Source organism: Citrobacter sp. RHBSTW-00671, from assembly GCF_014103415.1.
Taxonomy (GTDB): domain Bacteria; phylum Pseudomonadota; class Gammaproteobacteria; order Enterobacterales; family Enterobacteriaceae; genus Citrobacter.
Window position 1 is genome coordinate 2,025,717 of record NZ_JABXPR010000001.1, and the last position, 13,082, is coordinate 2,038,798.

At 44.8% G+C, this 13,082-nt stretch carries 11 protein-coding genes and 1 pseudogene; 10 read left to right on the forward strand and 2 right to left on the reverse strand.

The features are described 5' to 3' along the window. Positions 1 to 4 precede the first annotated feature (4 nt). Together ligA and HV261_RS09590 are read left to right on the forward strand one after the other, a co-directional pair. On the forward strand, positions 5 to 2,020 hold the full coding sequence (gene ligA, locus HV261_RS09585; protein WP_202038126.1) for an NAD-dependent DNA ligase LigA: 2,016 nt from the start codon (positions 5 to 7) through the stop codon (positions 2,018 to 2,020). Position 2,021: 1 nt separating this feature from the next. Beyond that, positions 2,022 to 2,240 (forward strand): DUF3820 family protein, encoded by a 219-nt coding sequence (locus HV261_RS09590; RefSeq protein WP_202038127.1) that lies wholly within the window; start codon positions 2,022 to 2,024, stop codon positions 2,238 to 2,240. Here the strand turns inward: HV261_RS09590 and HV261_RS09595 are convergent. After that, on the reverse strand, positions 2,237 to 3,238 hold the full coding sequence (locus HV261_RS09595) for a bile acid:sodium symporter family protein (protein WP_202038128.1): 1,002 nt from the start codon (positions 3,236 to 3,238) through the stop codon (positions 2,237 to 2,239). The two genes, HV261_RS09590 and HV261_RS09595, sit on opposite strands and share 4 nt — an antisense overlap. An 89-nt stretch (positions 3,239 to 3,327) precedes the next feature. On the opposite strand from HV261_RS09595, the gene HV261_RS09600 reads away from it, so the two are divergent. Further along, the gene (locus HV261_RS09600; RefSeq protein ID WP_202038129.1) at positions 3,328 to 4,254 is read left to right on the forward strand and encodes a LysR family transcriptional regulator; all 927 of its coding nucleotides are present in this window, start codon (positions 3,328 to 3,330) and stop codon (positions 4,252 to 4,254) included. 31 nt (positions 4,255 to 4,285) lie between these two features. Here the strand turns inward: HV261_RS09600 and HV261_RS09605 are convergent. Next, positions 4,286 to 4,795, reverse strand: a pseudogene (locus tag HV261_RS09605) (outer membrane protein OmpK); the annotation flags it as partial. Positions 4,796 to 5,659: 864 nt separating this feature from the next. Here HV261_RS09605 and tssA point away from each other — a divergent pair. From tssA to tssG, 7 genes are all read left to right on the forward strand, one after another. Next, positions 5,660 to 7,246 (forward strand): type VI secretion system protein TssA, encoded by a 1,587-nt coding sequence (gene tssA / locus HV261_RS09610; protein ID WP_202038130.1) that lies wholly within the window; start codon positions 5,660 to 5,662, stop codon positions 7,244 to 7,246. A gap of 48 nt (positions 7,247 to 7,294) precedes the next feature. After that, positions 7,295 to 7,801 (forward strand): type VI secretion system contractile sheath small subunit, encoded by a 507-nt coding sequence (tssB, locus tag HV261_RS09615; RefSeq protein WP_202038131.1) that lies wholly within the window; start codon positions 7,295 to 7,297, stop codon positions 7,799 to 7,801. A 4-nt stretch (positions 7,802 to 7,805) separates the two neighbouring features. Further along, the gene (tssC, locus tag HV261_RS09620) at positions 7,806 to 9,290 is read left to right on the forward strand and encodes a type VI secretion system contractile sheath large subunit (protein WP_202038132.1); all 1,485 of its coding nucleotides are present in this window, start codon (positions 7,806 to 7,808) and stop codon (positions 9,288 to 9,290) included. Positions 9,291 to 9,416: 126 nt separating this feature from the next. Then, positions 9,417 to 9,905, forward strand: coding sequence for an Hcp family type VI secretion system effector (locus HV261_RS09625; protein ID WP_202038133.1), 489 nt, complete (start codon positions 9,417 to 9,419; stop codon positions 9,903 to 9,905). A gap of 69 nt (positions 9,906 to 9,974) precedes the next feature. Beyond that, a complete protein-coding gene (gene tssE / locus HV261_RS09630) occupies positions 9,975 to 10,403 on the forward strand; it encodes a type VI secretion system baseplate subunit TssE (RefSeq protein WP_202038134.1) in 429 nt (142 codons plus the stop codon). A 7-nt stretch (positions 10,404 to 10,410) separates the two neighbouring features. Continuing rightward, on the forward strand, positions 10,411 to 12,123 hold the full coding sequence (gene tssF / locus HV261_RS09635; RefSeq protein ID WP_202038135.1) for a type VI secretion system baseplate subunit TssF: 1,713 nt from the start codon (positions 10,411 to 10,413) through the stop codon (positions 12,121 to 12,123). Further along, positions 12,087 to 13,061: a type VI secretion system baseplate subunit TssG gene (tssG, locus tag HV261_RS09640; protein ID WP_202038136.1), complete on the forward strand. Its 975-nt coding sequence runs from the start codon at positions 12,087 to 12,089 to the stop codon at positions 13,059 to 13,061. Before tssF ends, tssG begins: the two co-directional genes overlap by 37 nt. Positions 13,062 to 13,082: the final 21 nt, after the last annotated feature.

Sequence of the window (13,082 nt, forward strand, 5' to 3'; positions counted from 1 at the left end):
CGATATGGAATCAATCGAACAACAACTGACAGAACTGCGAACCACGCTTCGCCATCATGAGTATCTTTACCATGTGATGGATGCGCCGGAAATTCCTGATGCGGAATATGATCGCCTGATGCGCGAACTGCGTGAACTGGAAGCGCAGCATCCTGAACTTGTCACGCCCGATTCACCCACCCAGCGCGTAGGTGCCGCACCTCTGGCGGCGTTCAGCCAGATCCGTCATGAAGTGCCGATGCTGTCGCTGGATAACGTGTTTGATGAAGAGAGTTTTCTCGCTTTCAATAAGCGTGTTCAGGACAGACTGAAGAGCACGGATAAGCTGACCTGGTGCTGTGAGCTGAAGCTGGATGGTCTGGCGGTCAGTATCCTGTATGAGAACGGTGTGCTGGTCAGTGCCGCAACGCGTGGTGATGGTACTACGGGTGAGGATATTACCTCGAACGTGCGTACCATTCGTGCGATCCCGTTAAAACTGCGTGGCGATAATATTCCGACGCGTCTGGAAGTGCGCGGTGAAGTGTTCCTGCCGCAGGCCGGGTTTGAAAAAATTAACGAAGAGGCCCGCCGCACGGGCAACAAAGTGTTTGCTAACCCGCGTAATGCGGCGGCAGGATCATTACGCCAGCTCGATCCGCGTATCACCGCGAAGCGACCGCTTACTTTCTTCTGCTATGGCGTTGGTGTGCTGGAGGGCGGCGAACTGCCCGATACGCATTTGGGGCGCTTGCTGCAGTTTAAAGAGTGGGGATTGCCGGTGAGCGACAGAGTTACGCTTTGCGACTCTCCGGAGGAAGTACTTGCTTACTATCATCAGGTTGAAGAAGACCGACCGACGCTGGGATTCGATATCGATGGTGTGGTTGTCAAAGTCAACTCCATGGCGTTGCAGGAGCAACTGGGCTTTGTTGCCCGCGCCCCGCGCTGGGCGGTAGCCTTTAAGTTCCCGGCGCAGGAACAGATGACTTTCGTTCGCGACGTTGAGTTTCAGGTCGGGCGTACCGGCGCGATTACACCCGTCGCCCGTCTCGAGCCGGTGCAGGTGGCTGGCGTGCTGGTCAGTAACGCGACGTTGCATAATGCCGATGAAATCGAGCGTTTGGGGTTACGCATTGGCGACAAAGTCGTTATCCGTCGTGCGGGCGATGTGATCCCGCAGGTGGTTAACGTGGTGTTGTCCGAGCGTCCTGAAGATACGCGCGAAATCGAGTTCCCCACTCATTGTCCGGTGTGCAACTCTGACGTTGAACGCGTGGAAGGCGAAGCCGTGACTCGCTGCACCGGTGGGTTAATCTGTGGGGCGCAGCGTAAAGAATCGCTGAAACACTTCGTTTCCCGTCGTGCGCTGGATGTTGACGGTATGGGCGACAAAATTATCGATCAACTGGTCGAGAAAGAGTACGTGCACACACCAGCGGATCTGTTCACGTTGACCGCAGGCAAGCTGACCGGTCTCGATCGTATGGGGCCGAAGTCGGCGCAAAACGTGGTGAACGCGCTGGAAAAAGCGAAAGAAACCACCTTTGCCCGTTTCCTGTATGCGCTGGGCATTCGCGAAGTCGGCGAAGCCACGGCGGCGGGTCTGGCGGCGCATTTCGGTACGCTGGATGCGCTGGAAGCGGCTTCCATTGAAGAGCTGCAAAAAGTGCCGGATGTCGGCATCGTGGTAGCGACCCATGTGTTTAATTTCTTTGCCGAAGAGAGCAACCGCGAGGTGATTGTTCAGCTTTTGGCGCAGGGAATTCACTGGCCAGCGCCGGTGGTAATCAACGCTGAAGAAATCGACAGCCCCTTCGCGGGCAAAACGGTGGTGCTGACCGGGAGCCTGAGCCTGATGTCACGCGATGACGCCAAAGCGCGACTGACCGAGCTGGGGGCAAAAGTGGCCGGCAGCGTGTCGAAGAAAACCGATCTGGTGATTGCCGGCGAAGCGGCAGGTTCGAAGCTGGCAAAAGCACAGGAGCTGGGTATTGCCGTGATCGATGAAGCTGAAATGATCCGCTTACTGGGCGCCTGAGATGGAAAAAGAGCAGCTGGTTGAAATCGCCAACACCGTGATGCCTTTTGGAAAATATAAGGGGCGTCGGCTGGTTGACGTTCCGGAAGAGTATCTGTTGTGGTTTGCCCGCAAAGATGAATTTCCGCCGGGTAAACTGGGTGAGCTAATGCAAATCACGCTGCTGATTAAAACCGAGGGGCTGACGCAGTTGGTACAGCCCCTGAAACGCCCGCTTTAAGCCTTCGCGGCGCGGCTACTCTGCTGCGCCGCCTGCAATGCGTCCGTCTGGCGCTTATACCGACGCGCCAACACGGCGCATACCATCAGCTGGATTTGATGGAAGATCATCAACGGCAGCACCATCATACCAATCACCGAAGTCGGGAACAGAATATTGGCCATGGGGATCCCGTTCGCCAGACTCTTTTTCGACCCACAGAAGACAATGGTAATTTCATCGGCTTTATTGAAGCCGCATTTGCGTGCGACAAAGACGTTGATACCAATCACGATGGCCAGTAATACAAGGCTGACAATCACAATAAACAGCAGTGAACCGACGCCAACTTTGTGCCAGATCCCGTTCACGACCGCCTCACTGAAAGCGGAGTAAACCACCAGCAGAATGGATGACTGGTCCGTTTTGGCGATCCATTTTTTATGGCGCGACACCCAGTCGCCAATCCATGGACGTGAAAGATGCCCAAGCACAAATGGCAGCAGCAGTTGCAGCATGATTTTACCCACCTGCTCCAGGCTGCCCTCTGCACCATGCATATTCATCACCAGTCCGACCAACAGCGGCGAGAGGAAAATCCCCAACAGGCTGGAGGCAGAGGCGGAGCACACGGCGGCGGCAACGTTACCGCCCGCCAGTGACGTAAAGGCAATTGCCGACTGCACCGTGGCAGGCAAAATGCACAGGTACAGAAAACCCGTGTAGAGCATCGGATCAACGTTGACCGGTGCCCACCAGGCAAACAGGACACCCAGCACGGGGAAGACCACAAAAGTGCTGCACATGACCCACAGATGCAAACGCCAGTGGCTACCGCCGGCAATAATGGCTTCACGCGAGAGCTTTGCGCCGTGCATAAAAAAGAGCAGGGCAATAGCGGCGGTGGTTAGGCCTTCAAAGAAAGGAACAAAGCCGCCCTCTGCTGGGAAAAATGAGGCCAATAAAACGACGGTAATCAGCGTTATCGTGAACGGATCAAGGATACGAAAAAGTTTCATAAAAGCTCCTGAAATTCGGTAGGAACATTTTGCGTTTTTCCGTTTGAGAAATAAAATTGATTTATTGCATCTATATATGAATCGAATCGATGAATTATTCTTTGCGCCAATTACGTATCTTTGTCACCGTCGCTCAGGCCAAAAGTTTTAGCCGGGCGGGGGATATCATCGGCTTGAGCCAGTCGGCGGTCAGTCATAGTGTAAAAGAGCTGGAAGGGCAGACGGGGGTCAGGCTACTGGATCGTACAACGCGCGAGGTGGTGCTGACGGAAGCCGGGCAGCAACTGGCAGCACGGCTGGAACGCATTCTGGATGAACTGCACAGTACGCTGCGCGAAGCAGGCCAGGTGGGTACGCAGTTAACCGGTACGGTGCGTGTGGCTGCCAGCCAGACGATTTCTGCGCATCTCATTCCGCAGTGTATTGCGCAGAGCAATCAACTTTATCCGGCAATCGATTTTGTCCTGCACGACCGGCCACAACAGTGGGTACTGGAGAGTATTCGTCAGGGGGAAGTGGATTTTGGCATCGTGATTGACCCGGGAGCCGTGACCGATCTGCAGTGTGAAGCGGTGCTATCGGAGCCGTTTCTGTTGTTGTGTCGTCAGGATCACCCGCTAGCTCACCGGGAATGGATTAACTGGCAGGATCTGCAGCATGAGCGTCTGGTTTTGCAGGATTATGCCTCCGGTAGCCGACCGCTGATTGATGCGGCATTGTCTCATTTTTCTATTGATGCCAACATTGTACAGGAGATTGGACACCCGGCAACGCTGTTCCCGATGGTCGAAGCCGGGATTGGTATCAGCGTGCTGCCCGCGCTGGCGCTACCCTTACCGCAGGGCAGCCATTTACAGGTTAAACGTTTAACACCCGTCGTTGAGCGGCAACTGATGTTGGCACGGCGTAAAAATCGCTCTCTCTCAACCGCCGCTCAGGCATTGTGGGACGTGGTGCGAACGCAGGCCAGTGAATTAACGGCGGGCCGGGCACGCGATCCGCTCTATCAGATTTAAATGCACCTGCCAGTCGGGCAGGTGCGGTAGGTTAAAATATGTATTTGATGGAATAAATAATGCCGTCCTGCAGGAAAGACTCCCCCAGTTTATTATCGGCGTAGCGATATTGAATTCCTGCGGTAAGGCGCGGTGTCGCATTCCACCACAGCGCTACTGCGCCATTAATGCCATCTTTACCGCCATTGCCCGCAGCGTAGGACGCATCGCGATCAAACTCGTACTCATTCCAGTTCGTCACACTGAATTTCTCACTACCCAACGAGAAGCTATATCCGGCAACCCAACCCAGTACATAACCATTATCTCCTGTGTAGTAGGTCTGGTCGGTGTAACGTTTGGCAAAGAAGGGTTTAAACCAGTAGCCGCTGCCAGTGAAGTTATACCCTAACTAGATACGGTTGGTATTTTTGAAGGTATAGCGCTGTTCACTGCCGGGTTTAGCGTGGCGGCCATTGTAGAAATTCTCCCAGTCGAAGAATCCATACATTTCTCCCCAACTAAAATTCGCGCCACCTTCAAGCTCCAGATAACCAAAATTTCATCGGCTTTATTGAGGTAAAACTGTCCTTTTAGCATCCGAAGGCTGGAATTCAACTATAACCGTTCAGGCTTTACGCCTGCATCAGCAACCGCAGGCCATCATATCAGCGAAAATCAAGCTGAAGCCCGAAATGGTGGAGCCGACAGCCAACGCGGTACTAAAAAATTAGGTATATTCAATAAATTCAGTGAATATATAATATTGTATTTATTAGTCAGATGCTACCGGATATCACGGATACTCTAACATCCCTAATTAACGAGTACTTTTAGGTGCTTAAATCTTCATCTTGAGCTTTATTGGGTATATAAGCTATATCTCAAGTAAGCACTTTATATGCGTAATGATGCAAAACTGGCACCATAAGATGATAAAGCAAAAACAAAACACGGTGGTTGTACTATATTGAATAGTAAACCTAATTTTGAGAGGAATGATCATATTTCTGTAAAAGAGAATGTAAATATATCATGAGCTGTTAAGGAGTGATGAAACTTTACAATGAAGTGGCTTTGTTGAATAAATTATATTTTAGTAGATTATGTGTTGTCTGATAACGCTCCCCTCTCATCCTTTTTCGTAACTAATTGATTATTCGTGAATCTATATTTTTCTATGAACGATTTTTGGAGTGAAAGTGATTTATTTAACAAAGTCCAATGAAGCGGATGAGAAAGCTAACTGAGTTGACTAGTGTGTGTAAAATGAGCGTTTTCAGGCGCTTTTCCTAATCTGTTACTGGTTTGGGTAATGGACATTGAATACAGCCGTAAATCGGTTTAAAGTTTCTTTAAACATTAAAACAGACATATAAATTAATAAGTACCAAAAGGAAGTTGGACATAGACAGGAAGTATTTATATGGAACTGCTCAATGAAATTGGGGTGACTCCCATAAGTGTAAGTAACCCTGTTGGCACTTCGCCTCAATACGGTGATCGATATTACGTCATCTCACAAGAAATTGACAAATTAAATAGTATTTACAGTGAGAGTATTGATTGGGCACTGATTGCTAAGAAAAGTAGTGAAATTTTGTTGGAAGAGGGGAAGGATTTTAAAGTCGCGACTTGGCTACTGTACGCAATGTACCGAATTGAGGGGATCACAGGGCTCTGCTGCGGTACTCTGATTGTTAAAGATCTGTTGAGTTACTTCTGGGATAGCATGTTTCCCCCTGTGGATAAACTACGTGCCAGACGTAATCAGTTAGAGTGGCTTATCAATCGGCTTGAAAAAGATTTAGCCAGCGTGAGCGATACTATATCGGCAGAGTGCATCTCAGAGTTGACGGTTACCTGGAAATGGATAGCAGACTTTTGGTATGAAAAAGACAATGATGCGCCAAATATTAGTCGTATGTATAGACTGTTTCGCACATTGCCTCAGGAATCGCCTCAGGGGATTAAGGATGCGAGAAGCATTGATGTTCCCTCTTCGGAAGTCGAGAATCTTGGTGTTCACGACACTGTAGTAGCAGAGGAAAAAACTACCGCAGAGGAGAACAATGATTTTTACAGTGAATCAATCAATGCTGGTGATATCGATACACAGTCCTGTTTATGGCATGATCTTTCATCAGTAGAAAAGAAAGCATCAGAAATATTTGCAATACTGAATAGGTTTGTTGTGACTGGTTTGGAAAAAAATTTCATTTTTCCATTGTGGTATCGTCTTAACAGGCAGGCGGCATGGGCGTATTTAGTTGATAGTCCTCCGGCGATAGAAACTGTCACGCGTATTCCACCGCCACCTCCACAACAAATTGAAAGCTTCAATAGAATTAACGATGCAGGCAATCCGATTGATGTTATTAATTTTTGTGAAGCACGTCTAATAACTTATCCGTTTTGGCTAGATTTAAATCGTGCAAGTTTTGATGCACTGTCAAAACTTGGCGCTGAGGCAAAGAAAGCATCAGAAATTATAGAGCAAGAAGTCAGGTATGTTATTTCCCGATTATCGGGTCTGGAATTGTTAAAGTTTTCAGATGAAATGCCATTTGCAGATAAGAGCACGCGTTTCTGGTTATCGACTTTTAATCATGTCGAAAGCGATATTGTTACCAAATCACAGCCAGATGACATTGAAATGTTTTTCCATGAGGCAATAAAATTAGTTACCAATGATCGATTAGATGCAGGCATTAAATTTCTGAAAAATAAAATAGATACAGCAAGCAGTGAAAGAGAACGATATCAATTTCGTTTTGCAATATGTAAGTTAGTAGACAGGTTTTCTAGTGAGACGGATATTTCTATGTTACTAGAATTGCTTACAAGAATCGCGGATAAACATGAACTTAAAGAGTGGGAACCTGCATTGATAGAGCCTGTCATTGTTTTGGGCTTGTCTCGAAGTAGTCATGATACCAAAAATAAATGGGCCGAACGTTTAGCAGAGCTCGATTTCGAAACATACTTAAAGCTCATGCAAGAGCAAAAATAGCTTAAGACGTTGCCCGTAAATTCTTTTACATAGTATATAGGAAACCACATGGCAGATAATGGTTCTGTAGCCCCGAAAGAAAGGGTAAATATTGTATACCGTTCATCAACGGGTAACGCAAGTGAAGATGTTGAATTGCCGTTGAAACAGCTGGTAATTGGAGATTTTACGCTAAAAGATGACAGTCGCAATGTTGAGGATATTAAGCCGATTAATATCGATAAAGATAATTTTAGCGATGTTCTGAAAGCGCAAGAAATCAGCATGCAGCTGATCGTTCCAAACATGCTTGCTGATAATGCTTCTGACGGCGAAGAACAAGCAAGTATGGCTGTCAACCTTAATTTTGAATCATTGCATGATTTTGAGCCGGATTCGTTAGTAGAACAAATCCCAGAGCTGAAAAAATTGATCGAATTACGCGATGCGCTAAAGGCGCTGAAAGGTCCTCTCGGAAATCTTCCTGAATTCCGGAAGCAACTTCAGTCACTCGTCAAGGATGAAGAAACCAGGCAACGCTTAGTATCTGAACTAGGAATTGAGGACAAGGAGTAATTCCATGAGTAATGAAGAAACCCAGATGCAGGCACAGCCTTTGTCAATGGTTGACGAAAGATCGCTTTTAGAGCAATTACTCGAAACATCAAGAGTTAAGCCGGGAGATGAGTCTTATCCGGTGGCAAAGCAGGGGCTAAAAGCTTTTGTTGCTGAACTTCTTGAACCCGTTCGTAAAGACGAAAAAGTCAGTGTTAATTTAATTGACAGTATGATCGCACAAATTGACAACAAGTTATGTCAGCAAGTTGATGCCGTCATGCACCATGAGAGTTTTCAAAAAATAGAATCTGCGTGGCGCTCACTTAAATTTCTGGTCGACCGCACTGATACGCGCGAAAATAACCGACTGGAGATTCTTAATGTTTCTAAGCAAAAATTATTAGAGGATTTTGAGGACGCTTCAGATATCACCAACAGTGGTTTGTACAAAATTGTTTATACTGCTGAATTTGGTCAGTTTGGCGGACAGCCTTTTGGAAGTATCATCGGTAATTACGAATTTGGTCCAGGACCGCAGGATATCAAATTTTTGCAGTCTGTGGCCTCCATTTCGGCGATGGCTCACGCACCTTTCATTGCAGCAGCAAGTTCGCAGTTCTTTGGTGTGGAAAGTTTTTCTGAGTTGCCGAATTTGAAAGACCTGGAAGCCATTTTTGAAGGACCTCAATACACAAAGTGGAATTCATTCAGAGAGAGTGAAGATGCGCGCTTTGTTGGATTAACGCTTCCACATTTTTTATTGCGGACACCTTATGGTGAAGACACCATTCCGGCTAAAAAATTTGTTTATAATGAAGATGTTAGTTCTGGTAGTGATAAATTCTTGTGGGGAAATGCAGCTTTTGCATTCGCCAGTTGCCTGTCTGACAGTTTTGCGCAATATCGCTGGTGTGCAAACGTAATCGGGCCTCAGGGTGGGGGAGTTGTTGGAAATTTACCAATTTACAATTACAAAGCAATGGGTGAATACCAGACGAAGATTCCAACCGAAGTGTTGATCTCTGAAAGAAGAGAGTTTGAATTAGCAGAACAAGGGTTTATTTCATTATCTATCCGCAAGAATACCGATAATGCAGCTTTCTTTTCAGCAAACTCTTGTCAAAAACCAAAATATTTTGGTAATGATAAAGAAGGCAAAAGTGCTGAATTAAATTATAAACTGGGAACTCAGTTGCCTTATATTTACGTGGTTAGCCGACTTGCTCACTACATAAAAGTAATTCAGCGCGAAAATATTGGTACATGGAAAGAACGCGGTGATCTGGAAACCGAGTTAAACAACTGGATTCGCCAATATGTTGCTGATATGGATAACCCAGCCGCGGGGGTTCGTAGTCGACGTCCATTGCGACAGGCAGAAATTAATGTTGTGAGTATTGATGGTGAACCAGGCTGGTATGGTGTGAATTTGAAAGTACGTCCGCATTTTAAATATATGGGAGCTTCTTTCACATTATCATTGGTAGGTAAGCTGGATAAGTCATGATAGTGGTAAGTGATAATTTGTCTCAATATATGTGAGGCGTTGTCAAATGTATTTATATCAGTGATTTTTTAAATATTTTTGTTGGTATAAATAAATGTAGTGATCATTTTATAAAGGAGAATTATTATGCCTATGCCATGCTATATGACCTTGGAAGGTGTGAACCAAGGGAAAATTGAAGGGTCAAGTGAAGTTTCCGGACATGAAGGGAAAATTCTCATTCAAGCTGTAGACCACCTGGTTGATATTCCGAAAAACCCTCAGACTGGCTTACCTGCAGGTAAGCGTATTCACCAGGGTATGACGTTGACAAAAGAAATTGATAAATCCTCTCCAAAGCTGTTTCAGGCTTTGGCATCTGGTGAGCAATTGAAAAATGTCACGCTGGAATTTTACCGTATTTCTCCAAAAGGTATGGAAGAAAAGTACTACACAATTATGCTGGAGAATGCAGTTCTTGTGAGTGCGCGTACTTGGGTACCAAACGTATTAGTACCAGAGAATAAGCAAATTGGTCAGATGGAAGATCTGGTCTTAACATACGAACGTATTGTATGGACTTGGTTACCAGATGGTATCGAAGCGGAAGATTCTTGGTTAGCACCTAAAGCATAGTTTTTATGTAGATATAAAACTGCACATTCCGCGGTTTGTGCAGTTTTTTACTTATCTGGAGTGGTTGACGTGAGAGAGCAACGATTATTAGAGCGAATTAGCTATGCTAGCGATCGTGCTGAATCCGCTGGAGCCTATAGTTGGGTCCAGGTTGATATGCTGGTTAACTCAATCGTCGAACACTTAAAAAGGATACTCAATACACGGCAAGGCAGTGTTCCTATTGATGATGATTTTGGTGTGCCTGATTTTACCAATCTTGCAGGGACATTAGAAACAGGCGATACCAGACAGATAGTAGATAATGTAGAACGAATGATAAAAAAGTACGAACCGCGTTTAAAGTCTGCACATATTGCTATCATTGAAAACGATCGCGAAGTGCTATCGTTGAATTTTAGCTTGGATGGGCTGATAGAAATAGATAATCAGGATATCCCTGTAAGGTTAACTACTCGCATTTCTTCAAATGGCCAAATTTATCTGGCAAGGAGCTAATTAACTCATGTTAAGTAATTATTATCAAAATGAGCTAAATAGCTTACGCAATCTTGCTGACGAGTTTGCGAGACGAAACCCCGCACTTGCGCCAATGTTAGGTGCTGAGAAAGCCAGCGATCCAGACGTCGAGAGATTGCTTGAAGGTGTGGCATTTCTCACCAGCATTATCCACCAGCGCCTTGATAATGAATTCCCTGAGTTCATACAGACACTCACTCATCTGCTTTATCCTCAGTTTTTAAAGCCGATCCCTTGCATGTCGGTCCTGCAATTTAAGTCTCGCTCTGCCCTACAGAGTGTTGTTCAGATTGAGAAAGGATGCGAAGTTGCTTCTGTTCCTGTAGAGGGCTACAGAATACCGTTTCGGACAGTATTGCCCGTTGCGCTTGAACCGGTGGATATTACAAAAATTTATTGGGATAAGGATAATATTCAGCAAAAGCAAATGGTTGTTGAGTTGAAATTTAGCCAGCCAGATATTAATGCCTGGGAGGCCGATGCACTCCAGTTTTTTTTAGGTGATGGACAAGTTGAGGCATGTTTACTTTTGAGATTGCTTTCCCTCAATTTGAAAGAGATTGTTTTCGAATCTGAGAATGCTCCCTCTAAAACACTCGGACCTCAGCACCTCAAACATTTGGGTTTTGATAATTCATTTAGCCTGTTACCTTGTTCAGATGAGTCTTTCCCGGCTTATCGTCAGTTGCTGGAGTATTTTACATTTCCAGAAAAATTTTTGTTTTTAGAACTGAATGGTATTAAGGAGTGGACGAAACGAGGAGCGTGTAGCACCTTCAATATTAGATTCATTTTTGATACCATCCCCGCGTGGGCTCCAGAATTAACTGGAAATAGCCTGATGCTCGGTGTGACACCTGTGGTGAATGTTTATAAACAAGGCGCTCATCCGCTCTACATCGATCATACTCAGCCTGAGTATCGAATTCAGCCGCCTGGATTGGGAAAGGGATATCATGCGTGGATTTACTCAGTGCTCAATGTCACGAGGTTAATGAGTGATGGTTCAGAAAAAAAACTGCTTCCGTTTAATGTGTTTTCTGAAGATGAATCTTACAATTTAAATATTCAGCCTTCAATTATGAACTCCAGAGAGTATGATATTTATCTGGGGTTAATGAATTTTGAAGATGATCTTTCGCCATCAACGTTATCGATAGATTTGCTATGTACCAATGGGACACTCCCTGAAGTCTTAAATCAAGGTGACATTAATCTCCCAATGGATAATACACCCTCCAGAGTTGTATTCAAAAACATTCGTCTGGTGAGTAACTGCCAACAACCTAAATATGATACCCATCTTTTATGGACAGTATTGTCACAAATTAATGCCAATCATTTTCGCCTACTCGATAGTGATTATTTAAAAAACTTGCTGAAATTATACGTTCCTTATTCAAAAAAGGATAAAACAGGCGCGAGTCATCAGCATATTGAATCCATTGAAAAAATAGAATCATACCAGGAACGTCGTTTCGTGCGTGGTTTACCGATTGATGGAACGATTATAAAACTTTTCTGTAATGGTGATAACTTTGTTAATGCTGGTGACTTATACTTGTTTGGCTGTATTTTAGATTCTCTGTTTTCGAACTGTGCTGCTGTTAACAGTTTCGTCGAATTAGTTATTTATAATACGCTAAATAGTGAGGTTATTATATGGCCAGCGAAATTCGGCAATCAACAACTGCTGTAGATTGTGTATTGCCGTTGAATGGGAACCTTTACTCATTTTTTCAGGCAATTCGTCTTATTAATAAAATTGACTCTTGTCCTGGTGAGATTGTTGACAATTTTAGGATTAGGCCTCATTTAGGTTTGGGGTTTCCTGGCAATGATATCAACTGTATTACGAAAAATAATGATGGAAAATATTTCCTCGAGGCAAATTTTTTTGGCTTGTATGGGGTAGACTCGCCACTGCCTGTGTTCTATACAGAAGATTTGCTTGAAGAGAAAAGGCAAGGTGGAACAGCAGGTAGAGATTTTCTCGATATTTTTCATGCTTCATTATATGCATTGTTTTTCCGAGCCTGGGAGAGAAACAAGCTTTGGTTATCCACTAACGAGAGGAATGATTCACGCCACCTGGTGTTATTAGAGTCATTACTCGGTGTTACCGATGCCAGAGGTAAACATCGAGCTCTGGCCAGAAAACTGTTTAGATTTGCGGGTATATTCAACCAGTTTCCTCGTAATGTAATGGGCCTGGAAACTTTATTGAAGGTTTCTTTAGATAATGAAAATATTAATGTGGTGTCTTGTGTTGAAACGTTGATTGCTATTGAAGAGTCATCTCGTTTTTGTCTTGGGGTAAAACAAACAACGTTGGGCGATGATACTATACTGGGGCAGAGGGTGCTGGATCGCAGCCTTACATTTGATATTTATGTATCATCTCTGAATGAGAATGATTTTATTTCTCTATTGCCTGGTGGTACCAGCTTTAATTTTTTAAAAGAAATAATTTCTCTGTACTTAAATAATGTACTGACATGTCGTTTAGTCTTGAAATTAAGCAATGATGTCAGGCTGATTAATTCATTGGGAAATAATTGGAATCAGTTGGGATTAAACACATGGATCGGTGAAGAGAGCAATCAGGATGCTGTAACGTTTGTTCTTTCAAAGTAGCCGTCTGGAATGTATAAACAT